The sequence below is a fragment of the Mucilaginibacter achroorhodeus genome (assembly GCF_007846095.1).
Lineage (GTDB): Bacteria > Bacteroidota > Bacteroidia > Sphingobacteriales > Sphingobacteriaceae > Mucilaginibacter > Mucilaginibacter achroorhodeus.
Window position 1 is genome coordinate 258,035 of sequence record NZ_VOEI01000006.1, and the last position, 14,978, is coordinate 273,012.

Genomic DNA, 14,978 nt, shown 5'->3' on the forward strand with positions numbered 1-14,978 from the left:
AAAATATTTGTTTGTTAAATCGATTTAGCTTATTATTGTTAAGCGATTTACCGCATAACCAATTATTGTTACGAAAATTTTTATGAGACTAAGGCTGCAATCGCTGCTTAGGTATTCTGTGTGATCTTAGTTCTGAAAACCAAACGAAAGGATGACCTATTCAATCCTGCGTCAAGATAATTACTAACCAAAACATCACATTATGAAATTAAAATTTACTGTTATTGCTTTATCAGCAGTAGTGCTAATTGCTTTAGGTTGTAACAAGACCGAGCAAACAAAAGACCTGCAAAAAAACGCGGGGACGGATGTTAAACAACCCGCAACCCCCATTAAAACGGCTGCAATATCCGGCGCTTATGGTACTTATACCATGGTTAACGTAGGTAGCGGTTTTGCTGTCGAAGTCGGCGGTTTTACAACACTCGGGCAAAAGCAAGAAAATCAACGGGCAATACAGCAATGGTCTGCTTCAACCACAACGCCGGAGCGCTGGCAAAAATGGAACGTGGTAGATTTAGGTACAGGTTATTACAAAATAGTAAACCTTTACAGCGGAAAGGTACTTGATGCTCCTAACAGTTCGCAAGGTACGGTGCTTACACAATACGATTGGCATGGCGGCACTAATCAACAGTGGCAACTGGTTGTTGTGGGGTTTGGGGCGTATAAAATCATTAACAGATCTAACGGCTTGGCACTTACAAACGAAAACGGATCTACCACAAATGGTACAGCTATAACGCAACGTACTTTTGTTAATGATAGCTCGCAGTGGTGGGTGTTTAATCAGTTTGCAAGAGATAGCTACCGGGACAATGAACTAACTAATTTCTTTAAAAGAACAACCGGTTCTACCGCTTTTGACGGCGTATTTTCCATACCACTAACATATGGAGCAAACAACGGGAAGGTCATGTGGCCAACAAATGATACTTATTGGAATAACATAAACGCTGATGGTAGCACGCCATGTTACGGCGGAGACCAGCCTATAGCATACCGGTGCAGTAATTTGATACAACCTGCACAAAGTAATGGTGTTTGGAATTTTTCGCCTTCTGCAACCAGTAACATTACTACATCATACGGCAACCAATTTTTCCCGATACAGCCGGGTACCAGCTGGACATGGCCGAGCGGTGGTATTGAGATTGGAAGCCATGTGTATGTATATGCCGATGAAGGCAATGGCCTTGATCCGACAAGTGAAGGTATTTATGATATATACCAGGGTAACGCACCAAGTTACACGGTTACAAGACTTAATACTCCGGCGCTAAGCAATCAAACAACCATAAGATACATGCACGGTATGGTAAAAGTTACCGACGGCGGCGTTAATTATGTATACGTGTATGGTGCTAATGGTGGTGATGTATATGTGGCACGTTTCCCCGAAAGTAATCCTTCTTCCTGGACGTTCTGGAATGGATCATCATGGGCATCAAACCCTACAACCGGCGCATCTGCAAAAATAGCTTCGGTGCCTAACGGCGGCTTCGGCGTAGCAAAGGTTAACGGTAAGTATGTAATTGCCAGTATGGATTACGGCTTTGGATGTGATTTTGCACAACGCAATGTATATACATGTTTTAGCGCCGATCCAAAATCAGGGTGGTCAACAAACAAAGTTGTATACGCAATGCCGGATTACAAGCAGGGACACACCCCATACTTTTATCAGGCGGCCATCCATCCGCAATTCAACAGCAATAATGAGATGGTGTTCACTTACTGCGTAAATTTTTACGGCAGTTGTTTAACCCCATGTTCTAACGCTAACGGAACAATGGACCCTAATGATTATCGGGCCAAAGCGGTAAGAATACCGTATGATCTGATCGGCATTTGATTACTGATGGCCAAATTCTTTTAATTGCTTATAAATACGTTTTCTAATGTTCAACATTCGTCAATATCCGTTTATTCTATTTGTATCCTTAATTTTCTCAACGTCTCTTTATGCTCAAAGCTGGCAATTTAAACAAGCGCCGCTAATGACAAGATTTGCAAAAGATGTTGACACCGGCAGTGTATTACCCGAGTATCCGCGCCCACAACTGCAACGGACAGAATGGATGAATTTGAATGGGATATGGCAATACAAGCCTGGTACATGGCAAAACGAGCCTTATCCTAAAAATGATCTTGGTAAAAGGATCTTGGTTCCATTTCCTGTTGAGGCTGCCCTATCGGGAGTAATGGAGCATCATGATCGTTTATGGTACCGCCGCAACTTCGTTATCCCGGCTGGGTGGCGGGGGCGGCGTGTAATTCTTCATTTCGGTGCGGTAGATTATGAGTGCGAAGTTTTTATAAACGATAAGTCTGTAGGTAAGCATCAGGGAGGGTATGACGCTTTTTCGTTTGATGTAAGCGATTTTCTTACTAAAGGCAATCAAACTATCACTGTAAAGGTATTTGATCCCACAGATGGCGGCGGATTTCCTCGTGGAAAGCAAACACTCAATCCCCAAGGCATCATGTATACATCTACCACCGGCATTTGGCAAACGGTTTGGTTAGAGCCGGTGCAGCGAACTCATATTGAAAGTGTAAAGATGACTCCGGACATTGATCATTCAGTACTGAATCTATCCTTACAAACTGCTTTTGGTGATCAAACGCAATTTACAGCCGAAATAAAAGAAAATGGCCACACTATTCAAACATATAGGGGTGACGCTTCTGCTCCTGCACAGATCAAGTTAAAAAACCCACATCTATGGTCACCTGATCATCCATTTCTTTACGATATGGATATTACCTTGCGTGATGATGCCGGTAAAACCGTAGATGTGGTTAAAACTTATTTTGGAATGCGAAAGAGCTCCATTGGTTACGATGGGAAATTTTACCGGCTTTACCTTAACAATAAACCGTTATTTCAATATGGCCCATTAGATCAGGGCTTTTGGCCGGATGGTATATACACTGCACCAACGGATGCTGCCCTGCGATCTGATCTGGAGATGATAAAAAAGCTGGGTTTCAACATGGTGAGAAAACACATCAAAGTTGAGCCGCAACGGTGGTACTACTGGGCAGACAAGCTTGGATTATTGGTGTGGCAGGACATGCCTTCGCCAAATTCCTATACTTTCGGCACACCTCCTCCCGAAAAGGAAGCATTCGCCAATGAATTAACCCGCTTAGTTGAAAATCATTACAATTCACCCAGCATCGTTACCTGGGTGATATTCAATGAAAATCAAGGTCAGCATGACACCAAAAAATATGTTGCATTGGTACGCGGGCTTGATCAGAGCCGTATCGTTAACGAAGGGAGCGGCTCTAATAACGTAGGAGTGGGCGATTTATATGATATTCATCCTTACCCGGCACCGATGTACCCGAGAAGCAAATCTCAGGCAAATGTTTGCGGTGAATTTGGGGGAATAGGATTTCAGCCTTTTGAGAAGGTTTGGAATAGCAAAGACCTTACGCAATATGTAACAATGAAAAATACGACCGATTACTTGGCATTATACGATAAGTTTGCCGGCATGTTGGCAAAGTTTAGAACATATAACGGTCTAAGTGCAGCCGTTTACACTGAAATAACCGACGTAGAAATAGAGCTTAACGGCCTGATGACCTATGATAGGGTGCTTAAAGCAGATGCTGACAAAATACGCCGGTCAAACGAAAAGGCGATGTACCAAAAAGTGGTAAATAAAGACGTTATCATACTTTCTACGGCTGAAACTGAACCGGCAAAATGGACTTATACATTTAAAATGCCAAAGGCGGACTGGGCAACAGCTTCTACTGATACATCCGTCTGGAGCCAGGGGGAGGGAGGCTTCGGAACGTTCTTCACCCCAGGTGCGCATATTGGTACAGAATGGAACACATCTGATATTTGGCTTAGGAGAAACTTCTCTTTAAGAAACGTTTCGCAGGGTAATCTCAAAAACATTAAACTACGCGTTCATCATGATGAAGACTGCGAAATTTACATCAATGGTAAGCTGGTGGCTAAGCTCAATGGCTGGACGAGTGATTATGAAGATGTTAGTATGATGCCGTCATTTCAATCTGCATTAAATAAAAAAGGAAATAACTTAATGGCGGTACACTGTAAAAACACCAACAGTGGGCAGTATATTGATGTTGGTTTAGTGTTAAACCGATAAATATGAATTTCCAGGATTAAGCGAATAAGTTTTATTTAGAAATACAAAATGAAAAACCTTTTATTTCTCAATCTAAGCTCTTATGAAATCATAGTGGCTGCAGTCATATTAGCTGTTATAATCTAATCTTTAATAGAATAGTTAAACGTTAGATATCCTTTATTATCTGTGGTTATGAATTGTTTGAGCGAGCTACCGTGATTTTCTTTACCTGCCGAAACGTTGTGAAGTGGTTGGTAAATGGTCAAATTTACGGTCGAACAATACGATGTAGCCAGACTTGGTGAAATAAAAAAGCCTTAGCAATCTGCTAAGGCTTTTTTTCGTTTTGGTAGTGATCCCGCTGGGACTCGAACCCAGGACCCCAACATTAAAAGTGTTATGCTCTACCGGCTGAGCTACGGAATCATCCTTTAACTTAGTGGATTGTGTTATCCGTTTCCGTTAAAGTGGTGCAAATATAGAAGTATTTGTAATTGTCTGCAAGGCATAATTAAAATTAATTGTAAACTTTACAATAAGTGCCTATTAAACAAACTATTAAAATTTTAATATGCCAATGTTTCCTTTATCTCCAGCTAATAAAACCAATTTTCCTTTTTTTGCCTTGCGGCAAACGTTATAGCTTCTATCGTCGATTTTTTTCCAGGTGTTCCCACTATCAGTGCTAATATTGGTACCTGATGTGCCCGTAGACAGATAAAAATTTCCGTTTAGATGCTCAACAGAGGATTGGAAACCCTCAGGCGCAAGTGTTGGCATTGATGCTTTACTTATGTTTTCAGAACCATTTATTATAACAGCGACTGAATCTCTCAACTTATCTTTGGCATAGTTACCTCCAACAATAATAATTTCGTTGCCATTTTTGGCAACCGAAAACGCTCCACGACTCGATGTTCCATCGGTAAGCGGTAAATCGAGATAATGCCAATTTTTACCGTTATCGGTTGAACTGATCAGCCTGCTTTTAGAGCCACCGCTTACTATCATGATACCGCTTTTATATACGCGGATACACGTGCCGCTGGCAGCAAATGCTGCTTCGTTTTTATAGGCACCCGGGGAATAATGTGCGGGAACCCAATTGTTACCACCGTCGTCCGTTTTCAGTAGCAGAAATTTACCATTGATAGGGTCGCCCAAAACAAAGCCATGTTTAGGATCTTTAAAATCCATTGCATCCAAGAAATACGAGGTATCTCTTTGTTCAAAATGTTTTGTCCACGTTAGGCCACCATCTGCAGTTTTAAGTATGTAAGCCGGAGTGCCTGAGCTAACGATCACAGCTTCTTTATCTGAAAAGGCCTCGATATCTCTAAAATCAGATTTTTCATAGCCTTTTACTTGCAGCCAGCTCCAGTTACTACCGCCGTCGTTAGTTATACCCACAGTTCCGCCGCTGCCGCTTATCCAGGCGACCTTATCGTTAACAACCGATAATCCTCTTATGCTTGTTTTTTTGCCGCTCTGAAGATTTATTATCGTTTGTGCTTGTGAAGAAAAAACTGAAATGAAAAATGCACAGATAATCGTTATTATAAATTTATGCATACTGTAGGTATTTTATTAAGCAGCTAAATTTAGAACACTTATTTCACTTTTGATTATGCAGTAGTGCTAAAAAAATTATATTTGTACCCTCTTTATGCCCGGATGGCGAAATTGGTAAACGTTGCGGTCTCAGAAGCCGTTGAGAATTGTCTCTTGAGAGTTCGAGTCTCTCTCCGGGCACTAAAAGTTGTGATAATCAGAGGTTGCCTCACAGAGGGGGATACAACTTAATAATAATTTGAGCCCGGGTGGCGAAATTGGTAGACGCACCATCTTGAGGGGGTGGCATTCGTAAGGATGTACGAGTTCGAATCTCGTTCCGGGCACATTCTTCAAACTTTCAGATCCACTTTACTGCCATCATAAATTAATTGTGCAGTGCTCAACGTGGTTTGCAATGATAAATCCGTTTCTTCAAATTTTCCTTTCCAAAAAGCCGCCGCAGCGGACAAAGAATGAAGTATTATTGTTTTTTCAACTTCATCACTATTTGTTAGGTTTTTATCTGCCCAGTTTAATTGATTTATAAGATCCTCAATAAATTTTCTGAACGCAGCAAGTGCAACATCATCCAATCCTGATGGCGTTAAAGCCGTGACCACGTCAAAAAGCGGGCTATCCACTATAGATTTAACGTCGTTTGCAAAATCCTTACCGAAGGACAGAGAACTTTTAATATTGATTCGTGCTTGGGTGAGCCAGCGCCAAATTTTTTTAAGCATAATTAAGATTGAGTTTTCTCGGGAAGGGTTACACCAAATAAATTACTAAAACCCAAAACCAGCATATCTACGGATTTGAGGGCCAACACTATTTCAACCTTAGCTTCATCAGCCAACAATTGAGTACTGCCTACCCAAAAGGCAATTACAGTTGTTAGAATTGCGACCGACCTGAACATCCAGGTAGCCCACTGTGGTTTAGGCGAATTTATCTCCCCGAATTTCACGATTGTTCTGTTATCCATTATTTTGATCTATTAAATATTTGTAGGCGTTAGCCAGCTTGGTATCATAGCCGAATTTTTTGTAGGCCGAACCATTATAGTGATAAGCAACCTTTTGCCAGTTTTTAGTTTTTAATGCGGCTTTGAGCTGTGGCACAGCGTTTATCCATTTCAGGGTAATTATCACCTGGTTGTATTCGCTCTCCTTTGCAAAATCCCACATTTTGCCAACGCTATCAAATCCAATTTCTGAGTAATGAAATCCCATTATCTGCATCATTCCTATAGATGTGCTTTTCATGGCTGCCTCAGGGTCTAATGCAAATGCATTGTTGAACGCTGTCCATTCGGCTGTTTGATCACCTACACTATTAGCTTGCCATATTGAATTGCCATTATTGGTTTTCCGGTTAGATCTTAGTCTTTTGAACCAAGATGGTTCAAATTGAATAATTATGCGGCCTGTTGTATCAGAAAAGCCTTTTTGGTTACTCTCTACAATAATGAGTGCTTTTAATACTGAGTAATCGTAACCAAAGGCCAAAGCAAGTTCGCGCAATTGTTGGTCGCTTAACTTTTTCATGTAATTAATTTTGAAATGACGGTCTCTGTTATTTATGTACAGGAGAACTGATGAGACCTATTTGATGTTGCATAACGGCAACCTGGCTTTCCAAGACTTTCAGCCTTATATCTGTGACACGGTTTTGTGATTACCTCCGGTTAAACCTATCCATCGCAAATAAATCGATTGATCATCAACGGCATCATCAATGCGTACAGTTTGGGTTTTAGTAATTGTGCGGGCTGTTTCGTTGTTATCATATTTAAGCGTAACGTTAAAGTAATACGCATTACTGGCAAACGGCCCTGGTACCAGCAAACGGTTTAAACCTAACTGACCCGGAACTGGCACTTTAACAAGTGTTTGTTTAGCTATCAGGTATCTGCTTCCATCACTGTTAAGCAGCCAGCCACCATCATCATTCATAAGATAATTATTGGTTGCACCCGGCAGCGGATCGCGGTTGATATCCAGCGGAATGATCTCTGCATAAATATCACGACCAACCAGATCTTCGCTGTAAATAAAACTAAGATCAAATGGGTAGCCGTTACTGTATGCCGGTTCTGCAAAGTCCGTAATCCATCTGGCTTTTTCAATACCATTTGGCGCATTCGTGAATGGCACGTAAGCAGCCATGTTACCGCCGTACTTATCACCTAATTGCCGGGCGGAATATAAAACATAATAAGGCTTTTCAATGCTGATAAAGTCTGTAGTGTGACCATTGTCGGTACCATCGTCCCAATGCTGGGCGTACGCTATTTGGTAACTGGCACTTAAATTATCATCGCGGAAGTTTATAGCTGCATAATCGCTGCTGTCGGCAGCCTTTAACAAACTTTGCAGGAAATTGGAGATATCTGCCCTGGTAATACCTTTATTATCTGGTCTGTTAGTGGAAGTTATGGTAGATGCTTTGCCGGTAAGCTTGTCGAAAAAACTTATCCGGGTTAGCATTTTGTAATATGGTCGCAGCCTGTTGATATTTATAAATCCACTCCGGTCGGCGGCGGTATTATCGCCAAATGTAAACGGAATATCGATCACCAGCGTTTGATTATCGAAGCGAGCCAAAACCTTATAAGTGCCCTCACACGCAGGCGTTTTTATGTATATCAGGTCTCCGTCTGTTACAGAACTCACATCTGTATTAGTGATCACTCTTGTATTATTATCAGCTGTATTGAGCTCTAACGCGGTTACGTCAAAATCGCGTCGCTGGTAGGTGAAGATTATCGGGTTAAAGGCAGCACTCCATCGCGAAATGTTGCCACCCGGTAAATTCACTGATGGATCTGACACTAACAAATTTACATTGGTGCGGATGTAAATGGTGTAGTTTGCTATACCACCTGATGCATCTACGGCCGTAATAGTGTGACTGCCGCCACTTAAGTTTGTGAACACCGGTGATGCCGATGTGATAACGCCATCTAATTTGTACGCTATAGGCAGATAGTTAGATGTTGCGTAAACGGTTATCTGCGCATCATTAGCGCCCTGGGCAGATTCTACCTTATCTACTTTGACGTCAGTAATAAGCAGGCTGCTTGGCAGCGGCTCATCATTTGGTGTGGGGGGATTTCCTGGTGTTACGCTAACAATATCAAAGCGTTTACTTGATGTAGAGATAATTTGCCCGTTGCCGCCATAATTAACCTGAGCTATTGCGCCATCATATATCACATATTCTAACCCGGGCACTATTGCTGTAAGCGTGGTTACAAAATTAGCTTCGTTTGTTATGGTATAGGTTACAACGCAGTAGTTACCGTTGGTTGGCTTGCCTGTTAAAGCATCATAAACAGCGATGGATACCTGTGCATTGTCCGACCGGCTTCCGTTGTCATCTACCCTGGTTGTTGGCCGGTAATTATAAACCAGACTGGCTAATAAATTCATGTAGTTGGGATTGTAAGGGTTAAGATCAATAAGCGTTAAAGTACATGGTGTTAAGCGTAATGGTAAGGCCAACGCCGGTGGTGTTCGAATCAAACTTATTGTACACAGGAACACACTTGGCTTTCTCGCCTGGTTTTATTTTAAAGTATCTACCTTCTGCGTCGCGATATTTGCTTGCTTTTACAATAAACTCATTGGCTAATAATAGGGCTTGTTGTACAATATCTTCGTTTTCTGCTGTAAAGCGACCAAAATCTGTTTTAAATAGAAACTCCAGGTAAAGTGTAAATACGTTATTTACAGAGCCATTCACGTGCGGTGATAATATTACAGGCTGCAACGGGTGCATAAATACACATGGAAAGGTGATGTCATCGGCCAGGGTATTCAGTTCCTTTTCTGTGCCGTAAAGGAAAGATGGGGAAGCGCTAAGGCTTTTTGCAATTGCTTCAATTTGATTTCGCATAAAGTTAGCTCCCGATCCCTGCAAGGGAGCATTTGGTTTGAGATTTACAGGGACGAGCCTTGCGGCTGATTATATACAGGATGATAGAGTAAAGTTGTTGGTCAGGATGCCGCTATCATTTCGTGATATCGTTTCTGGTATTCTGCCTCCGTTTTGTTGAGCAGCAGTTTGGTAAGCACCCGTTCATAAGGCATGGCCAGTATAAGATGCCATTTGGTGACATCACCGCCTGCCAGTGCGTTTATGGTGTTGATATACTTAAACTTTTCAAACGCTTGTATGCCAGCACGTTTTTCCATTGCTGATACAGGCGATGCCAGAAGCTGGTTTTCCTGGTTAACCAATTGGGATAGCTGATAAAAAAATGGCGTGCAATGGGCAGTGCCTCCGTTACCCGTAATTGCTCAATGGTTTCTGCAAACTCTGCTGCTTTGTATTCGTCATAAGGTTGGCCGGTTGCCCGGCAGTAAAAGTATTGCGCCAATATTTTGCAGCACGCATCTAATGATGGATTAAAATTTTCCTGCCAATCTTCTTCACCATGCTGCTTAACATATTCAGCTACTTCATCATTAATAATATCCCGCGCGGCCATAAACGCTCCCGCAGGCTCCATAGCCAAATTGTTGGATACTTTAATCTTCACCGCTTTTCCATCTACGGGCAATTCTATTTCTTTCGGGATAGCTTCTGCATTGTAAAGGTATTTGATCTGATGCGATAGGTTAAGGATGGTATCGGTGAACTGCAACAATTCGTTACCGCTGTTTATTTGTTGCAGGCTCGAAAGTGCCGTGCCTGATAGTATGCTGATGGCATCAAGGTCGCTAAGTTCCTTTTTAGCCTGTAGGGCCATCATCTGGCCGAGGGTTATTTCAGCCAGGCTCGACGGAATTTTGAGGCGTAATTTACCATGGGCAGTTAACAGGGTTTTTTCTATCATATAAGTTTTAATAATTTAATTGTGAAGCTTTAATACTTATGAAGTGCCGATGAGGTCGTCAAGGATATCTTTTTTGCCAGTTGCGGGCACGTAGGGGAAACGGCTTTGTAAATGCTTGCTACCGGCAATTTTTAGCTTGTTTAAAGCAATATACCGCAGCGGATCTATAAGGTGGTTATGCAGGTCTACAGGATAATTGATGGCGTTACCGTCCTTGCCTGTTCGCCAAATGTATGTGCCTAATTCCTTACGTAAATTAACACTGCTGCGGGTAACGTTAATCATGTATCGCTTAAGGATGTCGATAGAGTTCACAACGCTATCAGCACCTTTTTTTGCCGGTGTAACGTACCAGCCTAAACGTTTAAGTTCCTCGATCGATTTAGGGTCGGCGCTATCGGCTATGATCTCCGTGTTTTTACTCAAGCCGGCTGCTTTAAGCCTTTTTGATAGATCATCGTTGGTGAGGCCCTTGTCGTAAAGCAGTTCGTCAACCCACAGTTCCCCATTTTGCTTATACACAACAATGCAACCGGTTTGGTCCTGACTGTAACCAAAATCAAGGCCTGCGGCAATAAGCTTTGCCTCCGCGGGTATATGTTCACAAATATGCCATTTATCAAACACCAACCCACGCAATTTACCTGTTACACCGCGGGCATAAACTTTCCACTGTTCCACATCTTCGTCCTTAATGGCTTCTATTTTGTTGCGTGTGGGTTCATCTATAAAAGGGTTATGCCGGTGGTCTGATATCAGCAATTGCACATTGGGCTTGCCAATTAGTTTTTCGTGAGCCCAAAAGCCTGTATTAGGGTTGTAATCAATAAAAACACGTTTACGGGTGCGTAATGCCAATTCGCTGTAAACATCCCAGTCTATGCCATTTGCTTCATTAACAAACAGATAATCGCGTTTACCGGCCTTGGCGTCCTGCGCATCGCTGTAGCTCTTGAACTCTAAAATACTATTGTTGAAAAATTGGAACTGGCGGTCGGTTTTGTTGTAGTTTTTTACGAGTGACTTAAGTAGGGGTGAATCCTCATAAATGCTTAAGGCATCGCGCAGGGCGCCTGCCTTTAGGTTAGGTATATCCTGCCCCACAACTGTAATAACCTGCTTAGGTGTAGCTATAGCCATACAAAACAGAACCTGCAAAATGGCAAAGGTCTTTCCCGAGTTACTGCCGCCTTGATTTACAACTACCGGCGAGTTACTTTCAAAATTTTGTTTAAACAGGATAGATGTTTTTTCATACATATGATTTGGTTAAAGGTTAACCTCTTTTTCATTTTCTGCTATTTTGGGGCCGGTGGTGGTTACAGCAATTGTGATATTTTTAGGCTGATCAATTGTTGCAGATTGCTCGTGTCTTTCGTTCCACCCCAAAGTTTTTAGCGCAAATATGGCACCTGTGGAAGGCTGGTAATGAAGCCGTTTTTCGTACTCTGCAGCAATCATCAATCTGCCCATTCGCAACTGGGCTTTAAAATGACCTTTTTGCTCGTAAGCTTCGTATTCCTCCAAACTGGTAAAACCTAAAAACAGTGCCATGCCGGTAAGGGTAGGGGGCTCGGGTTCACGGTCATAAACCTTTTGTTTAGTTGTTACAGCAGGATCTTTTTTATCCGGAACCTCCTCCAAATGATATTGCCCTTTTATAAATTCAAAATAATCAGCAATACGCTTACCATAAGGTTTGGTACTAATAGATGGAGACATGAAAGATTTGTTTATGCTTAAAATGCCGAACGGCATATTTTATATACAAAGATAAGAAATTTATTTGGCTTTGGCTAATATTTTTAGGATTAAATTTAAGTTAGATTTGCTGTAACTGTTGCGCTCGAAAAGTAGTCTGTTTTAAAATGGATTATATTTGCGCCGGAATTGGAGGTTCCCCTAACCCTTGTTCGATATAATGAAAATACTTACAGCTACGATGTTCATCATCGTTTTCCCTATATTGGTTTACGCGCAGGATAAAAGTACAGTAAAACTAAGCCAAAGCAGGATAACTGACACCCTTGAGATCAACCAGGCCGATACCCTGCAGCAGAAAGACCTTTACGATATCATTAAAGGGATCTTTAACAAAAAAGGCCATGTAACTAACGAACCAACTAAAGTTATCGGTTCAAAGCCGGTTTTTTCGATACTTCCTGCAGTAGGTTATACGCTGCAAACAAAGTTTGCGGTTACGCTTGCAGGTAATGTGGCGTTCAGGGTTCCGGGTAATACGCGTATTTCAACAATTAATTCAAACTCCGCTTACACGCAAAACAAGCAGATCATTATCCCGCTTCAATCCAACATCTGGACTAGTGGCGACCGTTTCAATTTTATCGGGGATATCAAATACTACAAATATCCGCAAAGCACGTTCGGCTTAGGCACAGATTCCAAAGCGGCTAACGAAAATCCGATGGACTATACATTGTTCCGCTTTTATGAAACAATACTTACGCGCATTGTGGGCAACCTTTACGCAGGTGCCGGGTTTATTTTTGATAACCATTTCAACATTTCTGAAAAAGGCAACCCCGATGGCAGCGTATCTGACTATGCTAAATACGGCCCGCAAAGCAGTACCACATCTTCAGGGATAACGCTCAATGCTTTGTTTGATGTAAGGGATAATTCCATTAACCCATCAAAAGGTTTCTATGCTGCTATGCAATACAGGGATAACAAACTGTTTTTAGGCAGCACATCTTCATGGCAATCATTGATCATCGATGTAAGGAAATATTTTCGCTTCCCTGAGCAATCCCACAACGTATTGGCCCTATGGAGTTACAATTGGCTGGTGCTTGGTGGTAAGCCACCTTACCTCGATCTGCCTGCCAACACGTGGGATCAATATAACGGTACAGGCAGGGGATATATCCAGGGGCGCTTTAGAGGCTCACAAATGGTTTACGGCGAGGCCGAGTACCGTTTTGGCCTTACCCGAAACGGATTACTGGGCGGTGTTGTATTTGGTAATGCCGAATCCTTCTCTGCCGAGCCCGGAACAAAATTGCAGAAAGTGCAGCCCGGATACGGTGCCGGCGTCCGGATCAAATTGAATAAAGTATCCAAAACCAACATCGCGATTGATTATGGTTTTGGCAGCCAGGGATCAAAAGGGATATTTGTGACCGTTGGCGAAATATTTTAACAATGGCTTAACTAAAAAATAAATGAAAATTTGATGAAATTTAATTATTTTGAGCAAACCTTTATGATAGTCACTCCGTTATATCAGTAACGTTAAAAAATGTTAAAAACAGTGCGGTAAGGGTTGTCGCTGTAGATAATTAATAATGATTTTGTAGCTTTATTGCATCTTATTATGCAGTTAAGAAGGTTTACTAAATGCTATGTCGTTTTGATGATGTTCCTTGTGGGCTTCATATCGGCGTGTCAAAAAGACACTAACGAGCAGGCGGTTCTTAACTATAAAGCATCCCTTGCTGCTGATAGTGCGCTTAAGGCAACATCGCCTGATAATTATCTTGCAACTTCAGGTACGCTTACTTTAAAACTTCAGGATTCTGTTTACACTTTTAATGCCGCGACCGACTCGGTTGCATTTGTTAATTTGAAAAGCGGCAATAACCATTACTTTGGTTTAACTGCTATTAATAAAGCGCATGATGTAAGCTTCGGCATAAGCTCTAAAGGCATAGCTACAGATAGTGTTATTAAAGCCGTAGCCGGCGGGCAGTTACTGGTAATGAAAGATGCTATGCATACCAACCAGTACACGCTAACACCTTACGCCAAACCCGGCGACTCAGGTGTAATCCATTTAACCTCTTACATGAAGAACGACACACTTGCCAAAGGAACGTTCTTTACCTTTTTAACAAAAGATGAAAAATCAAATTCTCCGTTTTATCGGGTGGAAGGGACATTCGAGTTGCGTTTAAAAGAAAAAAAATAAGCATACGTGTAACTTTGACACATTATTGTAAAAAACAATTTACAATAAGGATTTGTGGCCTTCGGGGCTCAAAAAACGCCTTTTTTTGCTTATATTTGCAAAAAAGAAAAGGAGTTTAATGAAAGTATTTATTGGTGGCCTACCGCTGGAAGTGAGCGAGGCCGAACTAAATGCAGTTTTTGAAGATTTTGGGCCTGTTAAGTCCCTTAGAATTATCAAAGACCGTGAAACCAAACAAAGCAGAGGCTTCGGTTTTGTTGAAATGGTTAATGATGACGAAGCAAAAGAAGCCATCAAATGTATGAATGGCCAAAGCTATTACGGTAAACGTATTACTGTTAACGTTGCAGAAGATAACGGGCCTGGTTTTAACCGCTCGAGTTTTAGTCGCAACTAACATCATTTTAGATAAAGAAAGCCGGAATCACCGGCTTTTTTTATGCCTTTTAATTTAGTGCCTCAAAAAAACACATAACGGAAAATACAACAATAACAGTAGTGGTATAGCTTTTTATTTGTATTGTTG

Annotated in this window: 15 protein-coding genes and 3 tRNA genes; 7 read left to right on the forward strand and 11 right to left on the reverse strand. The window is 41.7% G+C overall.

Annotation, left to right across the window (positions count from 1 at the left end; genetic code table 11):
- Positions 1-202 precede the first annotated feature (202 nt).
- A complete protein-coding gene (locus FPZ42_RS16210; RefSeq protein WP_146272898.1) occupies positions 203-1,855 on the forward strand; it encodes an RICIN domain-containing protein in 1,653 nt (550 codons plus the stop codon).
- Positions 1,856-2,000: 145 nt separating this feature from the next.
- Complete coding sequence (locus tag FPZ42_RS16215) at positions 2,001-4,142, forward strand: glycoside hydrolase family 2 protein (protein WP_186458797.1); 2,142 nt, start codon at positions 2,001-2,003, stop codon at positions 4,140-4,142.
- Between the two features lie 335 nt (positions 4,143-4,477).
- Here the strand turns inward: FPZ42_RS16215 and FPZ42_RS16220 are convergent.
- Together FPZ42_RS16220 and FPZ42_RS16225 are read right to left on the reverse strand one after the other, a co-directional pair.
- Positions 4,478-4,550 (reverse strand) — tRNA-Lys (locus tag FPZ42_RS16220).
- A 132-nt stretch (positions 4,551-4,682) separates the two neighbouring features.
- Entirely contained in the window at positions 4,683-5,696 is a 1,014-nt protein-coding gene (locus FPZ42_RS16225; RefSeq protein ID WP_261382327.1) for a WD40/YVTN/BNR-like repeat-containing protein, read from the reverse strand.
- A 96-nt stretch (positions 5,697-5,792) separates the two neighbouring features.
- Here FPZ42_RS16225 and FPZ42_RS16230 point away from each other — a divergent pair.
- Together FPZ42_RS16230 and FPZ42_RS16235 are read left to right on the forward strand one after the other, a co-directional pair.
- Positions 5,793-5,876, forward strand: a tRNA-Leu gene (locus FPZ42_RS16230).
- A gap of 62 nt (positions 5,877-5,938) precedes the next feature.
- Positions 5,939-6,022: transfer RNA gene (locus FPZ42_RS16235), tRNA-Leu, on the forward strand.
- 6 nt (positions 6,023-6,028) lie between these two features.
- On the opposite strand, the gene FPZ42_RS16240 is transcribed toward FPZ42_RS16235, so the two are convergent.
- From FPZ42_RS16240 to FPZ42_RS16280, 9 genes are all read right to left on the reverse strand, one after another.
- Entirely contained in the window at positions 6,029-6,418 is a 390-nt protein-coding gene (locus FPZ42_RS16240; RefSeq protein WP_146272900.1) for a hypothetical protein, read from the reverse strand.
- A gap of 2 nt (positions 6,419-6,420) precedes the next feature.
- Positions 6,421-6,663, reverse strand: a complete 243-nt coding sequence (locus tag FPZ42_RS16245) for a hypothetical protein (RefSeq protein WP_146272901.1) — start codon at positions 6,661-6,663, stop codon at positions 6,421-6,423.
- Positions 6,656-7,225 (reverse strand): N-acetylmuramidase family protein, encoded by a 570-nt coding sequence (locus FPZ42_RS16250; RefSeq protein ID WP_146272902.1) that lies wholly within the window; start codon positions 7,223-7,225, stop codon positions 6,656-6,658. The genes FPZ42_RS16245 and FPZ42_RS16250 overlap by 8 nt, the downstream gene beginning before the upstream one ends.
- Before the next feature lie 105 nt (positions 7,226-7,330).
- Positions 7,331-9,112, reverse strand: coding sequence for a hypothetical protein (locus FPZ42_RS16255; RefSeq protein WP_146272903.1), 1,782 nt, complete (start codon positions 9,110-9,112; stop codon positions 7,331-7,333).
- Between the two features lie 25 nt (positions 9,113-9,137).
- Positions 9,138-9,578 carry a hypothetical protein gene (locus tag FPZ42_RS16260; protein ID WP_146272904.1) on the reverse strand — a complete coding sequence of 147 codons (441 nt, stop codon included), beginning with the start codon at positions 9,576-9,578 and terminating at the stop codon, positions 9,138-9,140.
- Positions 9,579-9,679: 101 nt separating this feature from the next.
- On the reverse strand, positions 9,680-9,877 hold the full coding sequence (locus FPZ42_RS16265; RefSeq protein ID WP_146272905.1) for a hypothetical protein: 198 nt from the start codon (positions 9,875-9,877) through the stop codon (positions 9,680-9,682).
- Positions 9,820-10,521, reverse strand: coding sequence for a hypothetical protein (locus FPZ42_RS16270; protein WP_146272906.1), 702 nt, complete (start codon positions 10,519-10,521; stop codon positions 9,820-9,822). The genes FPZ42_RS16265 and FPZ42_RS16270 overlap by 58 nt, the downstream gene beginning before the upstream one ends.
- 36 nt (positions 10,522-10,557) lie before the next feature.
- Positions 10,558-11,781 (reverse strand): hypothetical protein, encoded by a 1,224-nt coding sequence (locus tag FPZ42_RS16275; protein WP_146272907.1) that lies wholly within the window; start codon positions 11,779-11,781, stop codon positions 10,558-10,560.
- 9 nt (positions 11,782-11,790) lie between these two features.
- Entirely contained in the window at positions 11,791-12,243 is a 453-nt protein-coding gene (locus FPZ42_RS16280) for a terminase small subunit (protein WP_186458798.1), read from the reverse strand.
- Positions 12,244-12,442: 199 nt separating this feature from the next.
- On the opposite strand from FPZ42_RS16280, the gene FPZ42_RS16285 reads away from it, so the two are divergent.
- The 3 genes from FPZ42_RS16285 (at position 12,443) to FPZ42_RS16295 (ending at position 14,849) form a co-directional block, all read left to right on the forward strand.
- Positions 12,443-13,684 carry a hypothetical protein gene (locus FPZ42_RS16285; RefSeq protein ID WP_146272909.1) on the forward strand — a complete coding sequence of 414 codons (1,242 nt, stop codon included), beginning with the start codon at positions 12,443-12,445 and terminating at the stop codon, positions 13,682-13,684.
- Between the two features lie 174 nt (positions 13,685-13,858).
- Positions 13,859-14,452: a hypothetical protein gene (locus FPZ42_RS16290; protein WP_146272910.1), complete on the forward strand. Its 594-nt coding sequence runs from the start codon at positions 13,859-13,861 to the stop codon at positions 14,450-14,452.
- A gap of 118 nt (positions 14,453-14,570) precedes the next feature.
- Positions 14,571-14,849, forward strand: a complete 279-nt coding sequence (locus FPZ42_RS16295) for an RNA recognition motif domain-containing protein (RefSeq protein WP_146272911.1) — start codon at positions 14,571-14,573, stop codon at positions 14,847-14,849.
- Positions 14,850-14,978 lie beyond the last annotated feature (129 nt).

What these genes read in the sequence shown, in the direction of transcription:
- FPZ42_RS16210 (WP_146272898.1), top strand. Translation starts at nt 203, where the DNA reads ATGAAATTAAAATTTACTGTTATTGCTTTATCAGCAGTAGTGCTAATT.
- FPZ42_RS16215 (WP_186458797.1), top strand. Translation starts at nt 2,001, where the DNA reads ATGACAAGATTTGCAAAAGATGTTGACACCGGCAGTGTATTACCCGAG.
- FPZ42_RS16225 (WP_261382327.1), bottom strand. Translation starts at nt 5,696, where the DNA reads ATGCATAAATTTATAATAACGATTATCTGTGCATTTTTCATTTCAGTT.
- FPZ42_RS16240 (WP_146272900.1), bottom strand. Translation starts at nt 6,418, where the DNA reads ATGCTTAAAAAAATTTGGCGCTGGCTCACCCAAGCACGAATCAATATT.
- FPZ42_RS16245 (WP_146272901.1), bottom strand. Translation starts at nt 6,663, where the DNA reads ATGGATAACAGAACAATCGTGAAATTCGGGGAGATAAATTCGCCTAAA.
- FPZ42_RS16250 (WP_146272902.1), bottom strand. Translation starts at nt 7,225, where the DNA reads ATGAAAAAGTTAAGCGACCAACAATTGCGCGAACTTGCTTTGGCCTTT.
- FPZ42_RS16255 (WP_146272903.1), bottom strand. Translation starts at nt 9,112, where the DNA reads ATGAATTTATTAGCCAGTCTGGTTTATAATTACCGGCCAACAACCAGG.
- FPZ42_RS16260 (WP_146272904.1), bottom strand. Translation starts at nt 9,578, where the DNA reads ATGCGAAATCAAATTGAAGCAATTGCAAAAAGCCTTAGCGCTTCCCCA.
- FPZ42_RS16265 (WP_146272905.1), bottom strand. Translation starts at nt 9,877, where the DNA reads ATGGAAAAACGTGCTGGCATACAAGCGTTTGAAAAGTTTAAGTATATC.
- FPZ42_RS16270 (WP_146272906.1), bottom strand. Translation starts at nt 10,521, where the DNA reads ATGATAGAAAAAACCCTGTTAACTGCCCATGGTAAATTACGCCTCAAA.
- FPZ42_RS16275 (WP_146272907.1), bottom strand. Translation starts at nt 11,781, where the DNA reads ATGTATGAAAAAACATCTATCCTGTTTAAACAAAATTTTGAAAGTAAC.
- FPZ42_RS16280 (WP_186458798.1), bottom strand. Translation starts at nt 12,243, where the DNA reads ATGTCTCCATCTATTAGTACCAAACCTTATGGTAAGCGTATTGCTGAT.
- FPZ42_RS16285 (WP_146272909.1), top strand. Translation starts at nt 12,443, where the DNA reads ATGAAAATACTTACAGCTACGATGTTCATCATCGTTTTCCCTATATTG.
- FPZ42_RS16290 (WP_146272910.1), top strand. Translation starts at nt 13,859, where the DNA reads ATGCAGTTAAGAAGGTTTACTAAATGCTATGTCGTTTTGATGATGTTC.
- FPZ42_RS16295 (WP_146272911.1), top strand. Translation starts at nt 14,571, where the DNA reads ATGAAAGTATTTATTGGTGGCCTACCGCTGGAAGTGAGCGAGGCCGAA.